Genomic DNA, 15575 nt, shown 5'->3' with positions numbered 1-15575 from the left:
GTGTCCGCCGACGATGAGGCCTCAACCGCCGGCCGGCATCGGCTCGGCCACCCTCGCGGTCCTCCCTGGTGTCGCCCCGAACCGGTCACGCGGACCGATCGCACGGGCGGGACGATCCGGGGGGACGATGCGCACATGCGTCTGATGATCCGAGTTCAGCCGGGCGCCGGGCGGACCGCGGTGGGCGGCCGGCGCGAGGACCCGCTGCACGGCCCGCTGCTGATCGTCCRGGTCACCGAGCCTGCCGTCGACGGCCGGGCCACCGAAGCCGCCCTGCGGGCCCTGTGCGCGGCGCTGCGGGTGCGCCGGGGAGATGTCCGGCTGGTCCGCGGCGCGACCGGCCGGGTCAAGGCCGTCGAGGTCGAGGTGGCAGCGGTCGACGAGCCCGCGCTCCGGATCCGGATCGACGAGCTCGGCCGGGACGGCTGACCGCCGGGGCGGCAAGTCCCGCCGCGGCAGTCCTGGCAGGGCGGTTCCGGCATCACCGGGCTGACGCACGACGGCCAACGCCACCGCGATGGAACGCGGATGCTGAAATGGTACGGCCACCGTGGTGAAGGTGGGATACCGACGCGGACACACCATGTGACGGCGACGGGCGCCGCCGATCCGGCCGGCGGCGCAACCTCCGACCGGCACCGCACCACCGCGCGTCCGGACTTTGGGAGGTCGGAGTCGTGGGACGTAGGCCGGTCATGCGCAGGCCCGATGTCAGACCGGTGGAGGCGGCGCACACGCGCTCCGGCCGGGGGGATATGATCATTACACCAGACGACGCCGCGGGGCCGGTCCCGGCCCGGTCCGTGGATCCGCCCGTGCCGGGGACCGACGGTCGGGTCACCCACGACGACCGGGCCGAGGGCGGCGGTCCGCCGGGAGACGCCAGCCCCCCGACCGGACCGACGAACGGAGACGACGTCGTGGGAACCCAGACCTCGCCGACCGCGGCCCGGGCCATCCCGGGGCCCCCAGACCCGGCCATGCCAGACCCGGCCATGCCGGGGCCGCCCGGTGGCGTACTCGACCTCGCCGCGCTGGCCGCCGTGGAACGGCGGCTGCGGAGCGTCGCGGCCCGGATCATCGACGGGGACGAACGCGCCGGGCAGCGGCCCGCGGTCGCCGCCGAGTCGGAACGGGCGGCCGTGGCCTCGGTGTCGAGCATCGCCACGGTGCTGTGGTTCGACGCCCTGCGCGCCGAGGACCGCGTCAGTGTGACTCCACGCGCCGCCCCGCTGATCCATGCCGTTCATCACGTCCTGGCGCACGCCAGGCCGACGGCCGAGAAGACGGCAGCCGAGAAGACCACGGCCGCATCGCCCGTCCCCGCCGTCTACCGGCTCCCCCACGTCCGGCCGGGTGAGATCCGTCCGAACGGGGTCCGTTCCGGGCCCGATGGTCGGCCGTTGCGTGCCCTCGGCGCCGGCAACATCGGACCGAGCGGGACGGTCTGGGCGGCGTTGGCACGCCGTTATGCCGGGGAACGCTTCGACCGGACTCCCCGGGGTCGGCAGATCTGTCTGATCGACTACTCCGAGCTGCACGACCCGACCGTCTGGGAAACGATCACCGATGAGCGGGTCGCTCATCTCGGCGAGCTGTTCTGGGTGGTGACGGTGTCCGGCTCCGCGCCGACCGGACCGGTCGGCGGCATCGGCAAGCCCGCCCGCGCGGCGCGCATGTTCGAAGCCGCCGGTTGGCAGGTGCTCACCGTCCGATACGGACGCGTCCTCGAAGCGCTCTTCCGGGCTCCCGGCGGTCACGCGCTTCGCAACCGCCTCGACCAGCTCCCGATGGGCGAGTACCGCGCGCTGCTGCAGGCCCACGGAGCCGACCTGCGCCGCCGGCTCGCCGGTCCCGGTGCGTCCGGCGCCGGCATCAGCCGCCTGCTGGACACCCTCACCGATGACGAGATCCATGCCTGCCTGCGCGATCTCGGTGGCCACGACCTTCCCCTGCTGATCGACGCCTTCGACGAAGTCGCGGCGGACCGGCCCACGGTCCTGTTCGCCTACACCAGCGAYGAGCTCGCCCGGGAGGAGCGCTCCCACGACGAACAGACCCACGGCGAACAGACCRCCGACCACGCGTCCGCGGCCCCGTCCGCCGGACCGGGCACGCCGCCGGCCGCCGGCGGTGGCACCCGCCCGGTCCTCCGGCCGGGAGACGACGCCGCGGCCCACCGCCTCGCCCGGCACGTCGCCGGTTACCTGGACCGGGTGCCGGTGCCGCTCGGCGCGGCACCACCCGTGCCGACCGACTCCGACCACCGCTTCCCGGCGTGGATCTCCACCCAGGAGGCATTCGGCGGGATGTTGCGGGACCTACCCCGGCTCGCGCCCCAGGCAGCCACCGCGGTGCTGACCATCAGTACGCGCAACGCCGACCCCGTCCTCGCCGGCTGGCTGGCCGCGGCGGACCGGACCGATGGGGAACAACCGGGCCGGCACGTGGCCGGAGGCCTGTCGGCCACGGCCTTCGGCGGGGTGCTGGCCTCGCTGGGAGTGGCCTGGAGCCGCCAGGGTCTGCCGCTGCTGCCCATCGGAGTCGCCGACGAGGTGGCGGCCGGACGGGTACTGCCCGGCTGGATGGCCGGCGCCACCGCGGACGCCCGATCGATGCTCGCCGTGGCGGACACCGGTCTCGACCCGGTCGTCCGCAACCTGGCCTGGAACGGTGGCAACGTCGTCCCCGCCCCGGTGGCCGCGACCTGGGAACCGGCCTTCGCGCACGATCTCGCCTGGTGCCTGCTGGCCGGCCTCGGCGGGCTGGCCCGCCTCGACGGCACCTCCTGTGTGATCCGGCTCTCCGCCCGCCAGGTCGATCAGCGCCTCGCCGAGGTCCCCGTGGACGCGCTGGAACGGCACCGACGCCGGGCCCTGGTCCTCGCCGGGGGGTACCGGCTCCACGAGGGCGGTCCCGACGCCGCGCTCACCCTCGTCGGGGTGGGTGCGGTCATGCCGGAGGTGCTGCACGCCGCAGCGGAGCTACGCGCCGGCCTCGGCCGGGAGATCACGGCCGTGTGCGTGACCTCCCCGAACGCGATGTTCCACGCGCTGCAGGCCCGGCGCGGGTTGGCCGAGGGTTCCGACGCCCTGCTCACCGAGGTGTTCCCCGCGGACCGGCGCACCCCGATCGTGACGGTGGTCGACGGGGACCCCCGTGCCCTGAGTTTCCTCGCCGGCGTCCACGGAGATCCCATCTCCGCCCTCGGTTCGAGCGCGCCGCTGYCGGAGGCCTCCGGGCCGCCGGGAGGGCCACCGGGAGGGCCACCGGGGGACACCGACCCGGGCTCATCGGCCTCCGGCGCCGGCGGCCACGCCGGTAGCGGCAGCCTTGCCCGGCGGGACACGGCCTCGTCGCGGGACCACCGTCGCCGCCCACCGGTGGAGCTGGACACGATCGTCGGAACGGCCCTGGACCTGCTGGACGAGACGGCAGGCTGATCCGGGCCAGGGACCCCACCGTACCCGGATCCCGGGACCCCGGCCGCGCCCGGACCCCGACGGCCCGCCGTGCTCAGATCCCGACGGCGTGCACGCCGCCGTCGACGTGGACGATCTCGCCGGTGGTGGCCGGGAACCAGTCCGAGAGCAGCGCCACGCAGGCCTGGGCGGCCGGCGTGGTGTCGTGGACGCTCCAGCCGAGCGGCGCCCGGCCGTCCCAGACCTCCTCGAACTGGCTGAAGCCCGGGATGCTCTTGGCCGCCATGGTCCGCAGCGGGCCGGCCGCGACGAGGTTCACCCGCACGCCCCGGGGTCCCAGATCACGGGCGAGGTAGCGGGTGGCGGAGGCGAGGCCGGCCTTCGCCACGCCCATCCAGTCGTACGACGGCCAGGCGACGGACGCGTCGAAGTCCAGGCCGACGATCGACGCCTTCTCGGCGAACAACGGCAGGGCGGCCCGGGTGAGCGACGCCAGCGACCAGGTGGAGATCTGCAGGGCGGTGCCGACCTCGGACCAGGCCGCCTCGACGAACGGCTTCCCACCGAGCACCGATTCGGGCGCGAACCCGATCGCGTGCAGCACGCCGTCCAGGCCGTCAACATGTTCGAGCACCTGTCCGGCCAGCCCCGCGAGATGCTCTTCGTCGGTGACGTCCAGCTCGACGACGGGCGCCAGGGTGGGCAGTCTCTTGGCGATGCGGCGGGTCAGCGACAACCCCCGCCCGAATCCGCTGAGGACCACCGCCGCACCCTGCTCCTGGGCGATGCGGGCGACGCTGAATGCGATCGAGGCTTCCGTGAGAACACCGGTGACGAGAACGCGCTTACCTTCGAGAAGTCCGCTCATGGGCTGCATACTCCCAAACATCGCCGTCCCGGTAGCGACACCGCTGCCGGGAAGTCGTCCCCGCCGTCAGCGGCGGATGCCGTCGCCCGCAGCCCGTCCACCGTTGCCCGCCCACCACCCGCCCGCTCGGCGCTAGGGCGACCGGGCGGCCTGCAGCCGCCGAGCCGTGCGGATCACCGGTTCGACGAACCGGGCCGCCAGCGGGCCGAGGACGGCCATCAGCAGCACGTAACAGGCGGCAAGCGGGCCCAGCCGGGGTTCGAGGCCGGCCGCCACCGCGAGGCCCGCGATGACGATCGAGAACTCGCCGCGTGCGACGAGGGCGGCCCCGGCCCGGAACCGGCCCATGGTCCCGATTCCCGCCGAGCGGGCGGCCCACCATCCCGTCATGACCTTTGTCGCGACTCCGGCGATCGCGAGCAGGGACCCGGTGAGCAGCGCCGGAGGGATCTCAGCGGGATCGGTCTGCATGCCGAAGAAGACGAAGAAGACCGCCGCGAACAGATCGCGCAGCGGCCGCAGGACCTCCTCTGCACCCTCGGCGACTGGTCCGGACAGGGCGATGCCGACGAGGAACGCACCCACCGCGGCCGACACCTGCATACGCTGGGCGACCCCGGCGACGAACAGGGYCAGCCCCAGGGCCCGGAGCAGCAGGATCTCGTCGTTGCGGTGGGCCTTCGGGTTGAAGACCAGCCGGGTGACCTTCTCGCTGTGCCGCAGCGCGATGTAGAGCACCGCCACCAGGACTCCGAGCGCGATCGCCACGGTCAGCGATCCGCGCACGAACGTGTGATGGGCCAGCAACGCGGTGAGAACCGGCAGGTACACCGCCATGGCGAGGTCCTCGAGCACGAGGACGGACAGAACAACTGGCRTCTCCCGGTTACCGAGCCGCCCGAGGTCCCCCAGCACCTTCGCGATGATCCCCGAGGAGGAGATGGCCGTCACCCCACCCAGAACGACCGCCGCCGTCGGGCCCCAGCCGAGGAGGAACGCGGCGACGACCCCGGGGGTGGCGTTGAGCGCCAGGTCGAGCACCCCGGCCGGCGCCTGTCTGCGCAGCCCGGACAGCAGCTCGTCGGCGGTGTACTCCAGACCGAGGGTAAGCAGCAGGAGGACGACCCCGATCTCCGCGCCGACCCCGATGAACTCCTCGCTGGCACCGAGCGGCAGCAGGCCACCCCGGCCGAACGCCAGCCCACCCACCAGGTACAGGGGAATCGGTGAGACACTGATGCGCAGCGCGAGATGCCCGAGGACTCCTAGGCAAAACAGAATCCCGCCGAGYTCGAGGAAGGTCGTCGCGGTGGAGTGCACGCGGTCCCGACTGCCCTCCCTGCCCGCGTCAGCCGTTGCGGAGCAACATACCGACGGATGCGGTGTTCTCCGGCGTACCGACGACAACGACGACGTCTCCGGCCTCGAATCGGAAGTCCGGCCGCGGGGATGCGAGCACCTGCTGGTCGCGGACGACCGCGACGATGGAGGCGCCGGTGYGGGTACGGGCCTGGGTGTCCCCGAGCTCGCGGCCCACGTAGGGCGAGCCGGGCAGGATCACGATCTGCTCACCGACGAGCCCGGCGAAGGCACGGTTGAGGTCGGCGAGCTTCTCGACGATGCGCGGGGCACCGAGCAGCTCGGAGAGCACGTCGCCCTCCTCCGGCGTCAACGCGATGGACTCACGCGAGGCGTCCGGGTCGTCCGCGTCATAGATCACGAGGTCCCGGCGCCCGTGATGATGGGACACGACTCCGAGCCGGCGGCCGCTGCGCGTCGCGAAGTCATGCCGCAGCCCGATGCCAGGCAGCGCGGTCTCCTCGATCTCCACAGCAACCTCTCCGGCGCTCCGATGGCCTGCCTTCCCACGAAGGCCCAGATGACCAGCCCCATCACACAGTAGTCAACCATCCGCGACCGCGCCTGGACGGTGTGCCCGCCCGGCCCCTACCCCACGGAGCGCGGGGATCCGCGGATCCGCGCGCTCCGTCGGCGTGTCGGCATCACGACACGTATCGGTCGAGGAGGTCGAGGAGATCCCCGCCACGATGTTCTTGCGTGACGCGTTATGACGGAAGAACGTCGCAGTAGGACAATGCCGCAGTAGAGCAGCGTCGCAGTAGAGCACCCTCTCCTCGCCCCGCCCACGATCCACTCAGGAGGGTTACCCGACGTGCTGACCCGAAGCGCCCGCCTGTTCCGCCGGATCGCCCTGACCGTACTGGGTCTCGGCGTCCTCGGCCTCGGGATCGCGATGTTGGCGCTGCCGGGTCCGGGATTCCTCGTCGTGGCGCTCGGGTTCTTCATCCTGAGTCTGGAGTACGAGTGGGCGCGCAGCCGTTTCGAGCAGGCCCGACGCAAGGCCGCCGACCTCGCCGATCAGGCGGCCGCGAACCGGTTCTCGTCGGCGTTCACGATTCTGTTCGCGCTGGGGATGATCGCTGCGGGAATCGCGTGGATCGTGGTCGACACCCTTCCCGCGTCCTCCGGGTGGTCCGGCGGAAGCCTGATCCTCAGTGGGCTCGTCATCCTGACCACCATGATCGTGAGTCTCTGGCAGACGAAGGAGGCCCGCGATGCCGGCCGGCCCACGCCCGCCGAACTCCTCGCCCGGCGGGAGCTGGAGAAGAGTCGATCCTGATGGGCGAAAATCTACTGGCCCTGGGTGACCTGATTGATTCCGAGTACGTGCGGCTGGGCGTACACACACTTGTACAGGGCCGCGCGGTCGGCGGTCGACGCCTTCGCGACGTCGTACCGCAGCGGATAGATCCGGCTGGTGGCCAGCTGGTTGCGGTCCTTCGGCAGCTGGATGGCCCTGCCCACCGAGGGGCACGCGGCGCGCACCGCGTCCTTCTGCGCCTCGGTGGCTCCCGGGGCGAAGTACACGACGGCCTCCTGTTGCGGCGGCGGCCCGTCCAACGTCGCGTAGATCCCGAAAACGATCAGGCCGATGGTGGCGAGTACCGCCACGACGACCATCGTCCGGCGCCGAGGGTCGGCCAGGTAGCGAGCGGCACGGGCGGCAGCAGGTGACGACGGTGGGGCCACGTGGTGAGTCCTGTCACATCGGGGAAGGAAATCTGGTCCGGACGACGGCTGGAGCACCGCCATGACCGGACCCCCAACGTAGTCCGCCGAGCGGGTCCGTAAGGTAAACGCCCTCATGAGGCTTAGCGACCTCCGCCACGGGTGACCGCCGGCCCGCCGCTGCGCGGCGTGCTCGTACCGGTTCACCGTCGACCGGCGGCGCTGTGCCCGCGATCGCGCCCAACGGCGGGCGACCCCGATGACATCGACCTCGATGATCATCAATTATTCGACGATCATCGATCCAGCGATGATCACAACCAGTGGACCATGGGAGCGAGGAACAGGTCGTGCCATCCCTGATCGAGGACTACGCGCTGATCGGCGACACCCACTCCGCGGCGCTCGTGTCGCGCACCGGGTCGATCGACTGGCTGTGCCTGCCCCGATTCGACTCGCCGTCGTGCTTCGCCGCCCTGCTCGGCGACTCCGAGGCGGGCCACTGGAAGAYCGCTCCCGTCGAGCCGGTCCTGGGCGTCAGCCGGCGCTACCGGGGCGRCACGCTGGTCCTGGAGACGGACATGACGACCGCGTCCGGCACCGTGCGCATCGTCGACGCGATGTTTCCCCGCGCAGGCACGCACACCGTGCTCCGCCTGGTCGAATGCCTCGAAGGCGCGGTCCACCTGCGATCGGAGACCCGGTTTCGCTTCGACTACGGCTCCATCGTGCCGTGGGTCCGCCGGGTGGACGAGCACACCATGTCGGCGGTGGCCGGGCCGGATGCGGTCACCCTGCGGACGACCGCCCCGATGGAGGGGCACGACATGGCCACCTACGCCGACTTCCACGTCGCCGCCGGCCAGTCGGTACCGTTCTCATTGACCTGGACCCCCTCCCATCAGACTCCCCCGCCGTCCCACGACGTCCGGCGCATGATCACCCTCACCGAGGCGTGGTGGTCGGACTGGATGGCGGGCTGCACCTACGACGGCCAGTGGCAGCCGGCCGTCCGCCGGTCGCTGATCACCCTCAAGGCGCTCACCTACGCCCCGACCGGAGGGATCGTCGCCGCCGTCACGACCTCGTTGCCGGAGCACATCGGCGGCGTGCGCAACTGGGACTACCGGTACTGCTGGCTTCGGGACGCGACGATCACGCTGCTCGCCCTGCTCGACGCCGGGTTCACCAGCGAGGCGACCGCATGGCGGGAGTGGCTGCTGCGCGCGGTCGCCGGTGACCCCTCCCGGGTACAGATCATGTACGGCGTTGCCGGGGAACGCCGGCTGCCCGAATACGAGATCCCGTGGCTACCGGGGTACGAGAACTCCGCCCCGGTGCGGGTCGGCAACGCCGCCGTCGACCAGTTCCAGCTCGACGTCTACGGCGAGGTCCTCGACGCCCTGCATGTCGCGCGGGTCGCGGTCGCCAACCGTCGCCAGACCGTGCCTGGGCTGGCGCTCCCCGGCGGGCAGACCATCACCGAGAGCCATGCGGACGACTCCTGGCCGCTGCAGACCAAGCTGATGGACTTCCTCGAGACCGGCTGGCGGAAGACCGACGAGGGCATCTGGGAGGTGCGCGGCCCCCGCCGCCACTTCGTCCACTCGAAGGTGATGGCCTGGGTCGCGGCCGACCGGGCGGTACGCGGGATCGTTGAGTCCCGGCTACCGGGCCCTGTCGACCGCTGGTCGGCGCTGCGGGACGAGATCCACGCGGAGGTCTGTACCCGTGGGTTCGACTCCGAACGCAACACCTTCACCCAGTTCTACGGCTCCAAGGAACTCGACGCGGCGCTGCTGTACATGCCGCTGGTGGGGTTCCTGCCCGCCACCGACCCCCGCGCCGTGGGAACAGTCGCCGCCATCGAGCGGGAGCTGAKGGAGGACGGGTTCGTCCTGCGGTATCCGACGGCCGAGGACGGCGCGGTCGACGGACTGCCCGCGGGCGAGGGCGCCTTCCTGGCCTGCACCTTCTGGTTGGCCGACAACTACGCCCTGTCCGGGCGGGTCCACGAGGCTCAGGAACTGTTCGAACGCCTGCTGTCGTTGCGTAACGACGTCGGGCTCCTCGCGGAGGAGTAYGACCCCAGGCTGGGCCGGATGACGGGCAACTTCCCGCAGGCGTTCAGCCACGTCCCCCTGGTCAACACCGCGCGGACRCTCACCGACGCGCTGCGCGGCACACCGCGCTCGCGCACCGACCGGGCCCACCCGCCCGGCCACTTCTTCGGCTGAGCCCGCGGGACACCCGACTGACTACCGGCTCGTAACATACCGTGCACGCCGATACTGGATTCGTACGATCGGCGTGATCGGGATTCACGTTTTCGACGGACGGACAGGGGACGGGCGTGGTAGGTCGCATCGCGGTGATCGGCGGTGGAATTCTCGGGCTGGYGGTCGCCCGTCGGCTCGGGCAGGTCGAACCGGGATCGGCCGTGACGGTGTTCGAGAAGGAACAGGACATCGCCCGGCATCAGACCGGCCGCAACAGCGGCGTCGTCCACGCCGGTCTCTACTACGTCCCAGGTTCGCTCAAAGCGACCCTGTGCCGCCGTGGGGTCGGGCTGCTGCGGGAGTTCTGCGCCACGCACCGTATCCGGTACGACGAGTGCGGCAAGATCGTGGTCGCCGTCGACAACAGCGAGCTCGAACGGTTGGCCGAGATCGAGAAGCGGGCGACGGCGAACGGCGTACCGCGGACCCGGATGCTCGACGCCGACGAGCTGCGGTCCGTCGAACCCCACGCCCGCGGGGTCGCCGCCCTGCACTCACCCACCACCGCCATCGTCGACTATCCCGGGGTCGCGCGGGCCCTGCGTACCGAGATCGTCGCCGCTGGCGGGGCCGTGCGTACCGGAGCCGAAGTGATCGGGGTGGAGGATCGTCCAGCCGGCGTCCACCTTCGCCTCACGGTCGCCGGAACCGCGCGCGCGCGGCCCAACGGCAATCACGAGATGGCGTCCCGCAACGGTGGCCGGGTCGCCGTCGTCTCCGAAAGCGTCGGGCCGTTCGACCTGCTGATCTCCTGTGCCGGGCTGCAGTCGGATCTGGTGGCGACACTGACCGGCGAGGACGCCTCCCCGCRGATCGTTCCCTTCCGGGGCGACTACTGGCTGCTGCGCCCCGAGCGGCGTGGCCTCGTCCATGGGCTGATCTATCCGGTTCCGGATCCGCGATATCCCTTCCTCGGTATCCATCTCACCAAGCGCATCGACGGGGAGATCCTGGTCGGGCCGAACGCGGTGCTGGCCACTGCCCGAGAGGGGTACACGGTCGGCACCGTCCAGGGCGCTGACCTGCGACGGACGCTCGCCTGGCCGGGGTTCCACAAGATGGCGAAGACCCACTGGAAGACCGGCGCCAAGGAGATGCTGCGCACGGCGAGCAAGCGGGCCTTCGTCGCCGAGGCCCGGCGCTATGTCCCCGAGCTGCKGGCCACCGACGTGGTTCGTGGCCCCGCGGGAGTCCGGGCCCAGGCCGTCGCCCGCGACGGTAGCCTCGTCGACGACTTCGTCCTGTCCCACAACGGGCGGGTCGTGCATGTCCGTAACGCGCCATCTCCCGGCGCGACGGCGTCGTTGGCGATCGCTGAGCACATCGTCAGCAAAATCGTTCCTGAACGGGCCAGCTGACCGGCCTGAGAAACCGACAAGCCCGAGATTGACAATCCCGCGGCAACCCGTGCATCAAACCCGACGCGGCCGCCCACCAGGCCAYGGCAGACGCTGGGATGGGCGAAGCCGGTCGAGGTTTTCAACGATTTACTGGCGAAGCACGCGTCGCCGTGACCGCTTGATTCCACACAGGTATTGGCGGCTCTCCGCAGTTCAAACCAGTCGTGGAAGTCGGACAGCTCCCGGGACACGGTCCTCCCCTGTCCTCGAGCGATCAACCCGGACCGGGTCCAGATTCCCTCTCGCTCCTTGAGGCCGATGTGACCTCTGGTCGAGGATGGCGCAATGGCGTGGTGGGACCGGCCGCCCGGAGCGGAGGCTCCCCCGCCCCGGGCGGCGCGTCCGAAGGGACCGGACACCGGTATACCGCCGTCGGGATGCGTCGACGGCGGTATACCGGCAGACCCGCGCAGGGYCGCCGTTCACACCGTGTAGGGACGCTTCTCCCTGGCCTCCGCGAGCGCGACCGCCCACCACTCGAGTTGCCTGATCAGGGTCTGGGCAGCGGTGTTGCAGCCTTCGGGATCCTTGGGCGTGCCATCGGCGTGGAACCGGTCCCAGGCACCGTGGAAGCTGACCGTATCGCGGATGGYGACCGCGTGCAGCTCGGCGAAAACCTGGCGCAGGTGCTCCACCGCGCGCAGGCCGCCCGCCTGGCCGCCGTAGGAAACGAAACMCACCGGCTTCGCCTGCCACTCGGTGTAATGCCAGTCGATGACATTCTTGAGAACGGCCGGGTAACTGTGGTTGTACTCGGGGGTGATCACGACGAAGGCGTCGGCCGCGGCAAGCTGCCGGGTGACGTCCGCTAGCTCCGCGACTTCTGGACCGCTGGAGGTACCCAGCCTCTCCGGCAGCCTGACGTCATCGAGATCGACGACGCTCGTGACGATCGAATCGTGGGCGGATACCTGCTTGATGAACCACTGGGCGACCACCGGGGCGAAACGTCCTACCCTGTTGCTTCCAATAACTACCGCGAGGTTGGTGGGCTGATCGAGCATGAAAGTCCCCTATTCCGCGGATCGGCGAGATCCGCTCTCGCCAGCAGGCGCCCGGAACTCTAAAACCTCAACCATGATTGAAGTCAAGGCCCCCGGACAGTGGGGCGAGCTGCTGTACGGGCGATACACGGGAAAGATGAGCGACTCGGCCCGGGGCCGCTGCGACAGCATCCCGAACGCCACTTCTCGGCTCCGTTGACCTCAACCATGGTGGAGGTTGCAGGCTCTGTGAGGTCACCGCCCGTCACCAGATGCAGCAGGGCGCTTCGAGGGAGAGTAAGGATGCCAGCACTGGCCGCGCCCACCCAGGGGCCGGAACTCAGCCGGACGGCAACCCGGGTGGTCCTCGTCGGGCTCCTGGCCGGTGTGTTCATGTCCGCTCTGGACAGCACGACCATGGTCAGGTAGTTGGCTGCTTGACGCTGCCTCCGGCCCTGGYCAGCGGTCCCAGCTGGTCCAGCGCGCGCAGCGTCGCGTCGGCGTCGGTGATGGTGAGCAGCCCGAACAGGGCGCGACGGACACCACGAGCGCGCAGCCTCTCGAGCGTGGCCTCGTCGGGATCCATGAGCGGAACGGTCACCGGTGGCGTCGCCACCCCGGCCCGGTCCGCCTCCTCGGCCAGCTCGTCCAGGCCTTGGATCAGCTGGTCGACCGGAAGGGGTGGAGTGAGCCAGCCGTCGCGCCCGGCGATGATCCGGCGGAAGGTCGTCGGGCCCCATCCCCCGATCCAGACCGGCGGATACGGTCGCTRCACAGGCTTGGGCCACTGGAAGACCGGATCGAAATCGACGAAGCGACCGTGGAACTCCGCCTCCTCGGTGGTCCAAAGCGCCTTCACCGCGGCCAGCCGCTCCCGCATCAGCGCCATTCGAGTCGCCGGGTCGGTGCCGTGGTTGCGCATCTCCTCACGCAGCCAGCCGGCGCCGACGCCGAGTTCGAAACGGCCCTCGCTGACCAGGTCCAGGCTGGCCGCTTCCTTCGCCAACAGGAGCGGGTCCCGCTGGACCACGAGCGCGACCGCGGTGCCCACGCGCAACCGGGTGGTCGCGGTCGCCGCGGCCGTCAGACTGACGAAAGGATCAAGATTTCGGTAGTAGTCGCGGGGAATCTCGCCAAGCTCGGGGTGCGGTGTCTCCCGTCGGGCGGGGATGTGGGTGTGCTCGGTGACGAACAGTGATTCGAAGCCGYGCTCCTCGATCACCCGGGCGAGCTGAGCAGGCCTGATCTGTTCGTCAGTGACCGCGGTGAAGATCCCGATATCCATGCGTCGCACCGTAGAGTCTGCCATCAGTGTCAGGGTCAAGAGCGAGGGCTGGAGGCTGGTCCTGATGTTGATCGGCGAGCTGTCGACACAAACCGGCGCCAGCGTGCGGTCCTTGYGCCATTACGAGAAGAACGGACTGCTCGTGGCGGAGCGCGGCGCCAACGGCTACCRCCATTTCCCGGAGTCCGCGGTGGAGACGGTGGCCCGGATCCAGGTGCTGCTCGGCGCCGGACTGTCGGTGGCGACGATCCGCCAGGTGCTGCCCTGCACCATCGACGCGACGCYGCGGATCGTGCCGTGTGCCCAGCTGTCGGCGACACTGCGCCGCGAGCTGGACCGGCTGGAGCTACAGGCCGCGTACCTCGATCGCGCACGTTTCCTGATCTCGACGATGCTCGCGGCCTGAGCGCCACAGGAAGTAGCCGGGCCTCCGGGGCGCAGAACCCGTCAGCCGCCGATACTAGTGGACCTAACGCACCACGATAAGAACCGGTCAATCTTGGTTGCTGGCCCTGAAATCACCGTCCGGCCGGTCGCCACACGTGCCCCGAACAGGGACGATGCTCGGTGACCACGCCGACCGGAACATCGCCTACCGGGTAGAACACGTGTTCCGAACACCTGGCGGTTCCGGGCACTTCCGGGCTTCCTGGTGACCGTGCGCGTTGGGCACCGTGGTCGCGTCCACCCTCCTCTTCCGCCTCTGAATGTGCCCGTGMTCGGGTCGCGGTCGCGCCGAGGAGGGGTGATGGTCAGAACGTCCGCACCCGGGGGCGATGTACCCGCGGTCAGTGCGGCTGATCGAGCTGACTGGCGACGAGCGGGAACTCTGCCTTCAGGAGCGTTGCCAGTTGCTCCTGAAGCTCGCGCAGCGCGGTCGTGGCGATGCGCCACACGATTGACCAGTCGACCTCGAAGTACGCGTGAACAGCGATGTTGCGGAAGCCCGTGACGGACCGCCACGGCACATCCGGCCAGCGGTCGCGGATCTCGGGCGAGACTCGACCGGCTGCCTCGCCGATCACCAGGAGCTTCTGCAGAACGGCGCTCTGGATCAGGTCGCTCGCCAGGAAGGCGGCCTCGTCGACGTCCTGGACGAACGTCGTCGCGGCAGCCGCCGCTTCGATCATGTCGACGAGGTAGAGCTCGTCACGCCGCATAGAGGACCCGAGCCTCCGCGAGTACCCGGTCGCGGATGACCCACTTCAGCCGGGACTTGGGTACCAGGTCGACGTGCCGACCGACGATCTTTTCGAGCTCGTCCCGAAGATCGACGATCTCGAAGCCAAGCTTCGAGTCGGGCGCCAGCACATACAGCAGGTCGACGTCCGAGGAGTCGGTGTCGTCGCCACGAGCCACCGAGCCGAAGACGGAGAGCTCGGCGACCCCGTAGCGTCGGCACACCTCGGCGATCCGGCTGTCACGAAGGTCGACGGTCACCTCGCCATTATCGCCTCCAGGCAGCCACGACCGCACGGCTCGGACACCGCCTCCAACGAGGTGACCTGACCCCGTCCGAGGAACAAGAAGGCCGGGGCGACCAGCGGTGCGCCCAAGAGATCACCTTCCGGACGGGTCACGCGGCACACGTCCGGGGCTACGAATTCTTGTTCGGGGAGGTAGCGCGTTAGCCAACTGGCGGCATCTCATGCCAGGGTGACCATTCGGACCAGGCTTCCCAGTTGGGACGGTCATCGTCGGCGAGCCAGTTCCATGCGTGGGGCTTTGCGACCGGCCCCGCTCGGGGCGGCCGCGGCGGATCAGCGAGCTGGAGCGCGCCGAGCTGACCCGTCGCGGCCTGACCGGGGACATCTCGGCCTCCAGCGTGCGACGGATCCTCGCGGAGCATCCGGTCAAGCCCTGGCGCTACCAAAGCTGGATCTTCCCGCGGGACCCGGAGTTCACCGCGAAGGCCACCGTCGTCCTCGACCTTTACCAGGGCCAGCCGCTCGGCCCGAACGACCGGGTGATCTCCGTGGACGCCAAGCCGTCCATCCAGGCCCGCGCCCGGATCCACCCGACCGCTCCACCCGCCCCGGGGCGGGTCATCCGGGTCGAGCACGAGTACGAACGCCACGGCGCGCTCGCCCTGCTCGCCGCGCTCGACGTCCACACCGGACAGATCACCGCCACTACCCCGCCGACGAGCGGCATCGCCCCGTTCATGGCCCTGCTCGGCCAGATCATGGCCCAGGACCGGTACAAGAAGGCGGACCGAGTGTTCGTCATCGTCGACAACCACTAAGTTCTGCGCGAACCGCTGGTCCGATCTCTTCGACCTGCCTGTTCTGCCTTCCACCCACAAGCC

General features: G+C 70.3%; 16 protein-coding genes. 8 read left to right on the top strand and 8 right to left on the bottom strand.

What is annotated here, in order from left to right; genetic code table 11:
- Positions 1-135 precede the first annotated feature (135 nt).
- Both Manayef4_RS16520 and Manayef4_RS16515 read left to right on the top strand, forming a co-directional pair.
- Positions 136-429: a DUF167 domain-containing protein gene (locus tag Manayef4_RS16520; protein WP_070132188.1), complete on the top strand. Its 294-nt coding sequence runs from the start codon at positions 136-138 to the stop codon at positions 427-429.
- Positions 430-695: 266 nt separating this feature from the next.
- The gene (locus Manayef4_RS16515) at positions 696-3443 is read left to right on the top strand and encodes a pyruvate dehydrogenase (RefSeq protein WP_070132173.1); all 2748 of its coding nucleotides are present in this window, start codon (positions 696-698) and stop codon (positions 3441-3443) included.
- Between the two features lie 73 nt (positions 3444-3516).
- Here Manayef4_RS16515 and fabI read toward each other — a convergent pair whose 3' ends face one another.
- From fabI to Manayef4_RS16500, 3 genes are all read right to left on the bottom strand, one after another.
- Positions 3517-4290, bottom strand: coding sequence for an enoyl-ACP reductase FabI (fabI, locus tag Manayef4_RS16510; RefSeq protein WP_023840387.1), 774 nt, complete (start codon positions 4288-4290; stop codon positions 3517-3519).
- Positions 4291-4422: 132 nt separating this feature from the next.
- The gene (locus Manayef4_RS16505; RefSeq protein WP_070132172.1) at positions 4423-5610 is read right to left on the bottom strand and encodes a cation:proton antiporter; all 1188 of its coding nucleotides are present in this window, start codon (positions 5608-5610) and stop codon (positions 4423-4425) included.
- A 28-nt stretch (positions 5611-5638) separates the two neighbouring features.
- Positions 5639-6121, bottom strand: coding sequence for a cation:proton antiporter regulatory subunit (locus tag Manayef4_RS16500; protein WP_070132171.1), 483 nt, complete (start codon positions 6119-6121; stop codon positions 5639-5641).
- Between the two features lie 342 nt (positions 6122-6463).
- Here Manayef4_RS16500 and Manayef4_RS16495 point away from each other — a divergent pair, with 342 nt between their 5' ends.
- Positions 6464-6931: a PGPGW domain-containing protein gene (locus tag Manayef4_RS16495; protein WP_011436327.1), complete on the top strand. Its 468-nt coding sequence runs from the start codon at positions 6464-6466 to the stop codon at positions 6929-6931.
- A gap of 11 nt (positions 6932-6942) precedes the next feature.
- On the opposite strand, the gene Manayef4_RS16490 is transcribed toward Manayef4_RS16495, so the two are convergent.
- A complete protein-coding gene (locus tag Manayef4_RS16490; protein WP_254665698.1) occupies positions 6943-7272 on the bottom strand; it encodes a hypothetical protein in 330 nt (109 codons plus the stop codon).
- A gap of 398 nt (positions 7273-7670) precedes the next feature.
- Here Manayef4_RS16490 and Manayef4_RS16485 point away from each other — a divergent pair, with 398 nt between their 5' ends.
- Together Manayef4_RS16485 and Manayef4_RS16480 are read left to right on the top strand one after the other, a co-directional pair.
- The gene (locus Manayef4_RS16485; protein WP_070132187.1) at positions 7671-9557 is read left to right on the top strand and encodes a glycoside hydrolase family 15 protein; all 1887 of its coding nucleotides are present in this window, start codon (positions 7671-7673) and stop codon (positions 9555-9557) included.
- A gap of 116 nt (positions 9558-9673) precedes the next feature.
- Positions 9674-10957, top strand: coding sequence for an L-2-hydroxyglutarate oxidase (locus tag Manayef4_RS16480; RefSeq protein ID WP_070132170.1), 1284 nt, complete (start codon positions 9674-9676; stop codon positions 10955-10957).
- A gap of 464 nt (positions 10958-11421) precedes the next feature.
- Here Manayef4_RS16480 and Manayef4_RS16475 read toward each other — a convergent pair whose 3' ends face one another.
- The gene (locus Manayef4_RS16475) at positions 11422-12003 is read right to left on the bottom strand and encodes an NAD(P)H-dependent oxidoreductase (protein ID WP_070132169.1); all 582 of its coding nucleotides are present in this window, start codon (positions 12001-12003) and stop codon (positions 11422-11424) included.
- Positions 12004-12285: 282 nt separating this feature from the next.
- Between Manayef4_RS16475 and Manayef4_RS26390 the strand changes: the two genes are divergently transcribed.
- Complete coding sequence (locus tag Manayef4_RS26390) at positions 12286-12411, top strand: hypothetical protein (RefSeq protein ID WP_023840384.1); 126 nt, start codon at positions 12286-12288, stop codon at positions 12409-12411.
- Here Manayef4_RS26390 and Manayef4_RS16470 read toward each other — a convergent pair.
- Positions 12404-13267, bottom strand: coding sequence for an LLM class F420-dependent oxidoreductase (locus Manayef4_RS16470; protein WP_070132168.1), 864 nt, complete (start codon positions 13265-13267; stop codon positions 12404-12406). The two genes, Manayef4_RS26390 and Manayef4_RS16470, sit on opposite strands and share 8 nt — an antisense overlap.
- Before the next feature lie 64 nt (positions 13268-13331).
- Between Manayef4_RS16470 and Manayef4_RS16465 the strand changes: the two genes are divergently transcribed.
- The gene (locus tag Manayef4_RS16465; RefSeq protein WP_070132186.1) at positions 13332-13673 is read left to right on the top strand and encodes a MerR family transcriptional regulator; all 342 of its coding nucleotides are present in this window, start codon (positions 13332-13334) and stop codon (positions 13671-13673) included.
- 382 nt (positions 13674-14055) lie between these two features.
- On the opposite strand, the gene Manayef4_RS16460 is transcribed toward Manayef4_RS16465, so the two are convergent.
- Positions 14056-14427 carry a DUF86 domain-containing protein gene (locus Manayef4_RS16460; RefSeq protein WP_011436320.1) on the bottom strand — a complete coding sequence of 124 codons (372 nt, stop codon included), beginning with the start codon at positions 14425-14427 and terminating at the stop codon, positions 14056-14058.
- Positions 14417-14707: a nucleotidyltransferase domain-containing protein gene (locus Manayef4_RS16455; RefSeq protein ID WP_035912985.1), complete on the bottom strand. Its 291-nt coding sequence runs from the start codon at positions 14705-14707 to the stop codon at positions 14417-14419. Before Manayef4_RS16455 ends, Manayef4_RS16460 begins: the two co-directional genes overlap by 11 nt.
- A 277-nt stretch (positions 14708-14984) precedes the next feature.
- Here Manayef4_RS16455 and Manayef4_RS16450 point away from each other — a divergent pair, with 277 nt between their 5' ends.
- Positions 14985-15512, top strand: coding sequence for a transposase (locus Manayef4_RS16450; protein WP_023840382.1), 528 nt, complete (start codon positions 14985-14987; stop codon positions 15510-15512).
- Positions 15513-15575 lie beyond the last annotated feature (63 nt).

It is taken from the genome of Frankia sp. CgMI4 (assembly GCF_001756285.1).
GTDB classification, from domain to species: Bacteria; Actinomycetota; Actinomycetes; order Frankiales; family Frankiaceae; genus Frankia; species Frankia casuarinae.
Note: the sequence above shows the minus strand (reverse complement) of the source record. Positions and strands in the feature narration are given on the sequence as shown.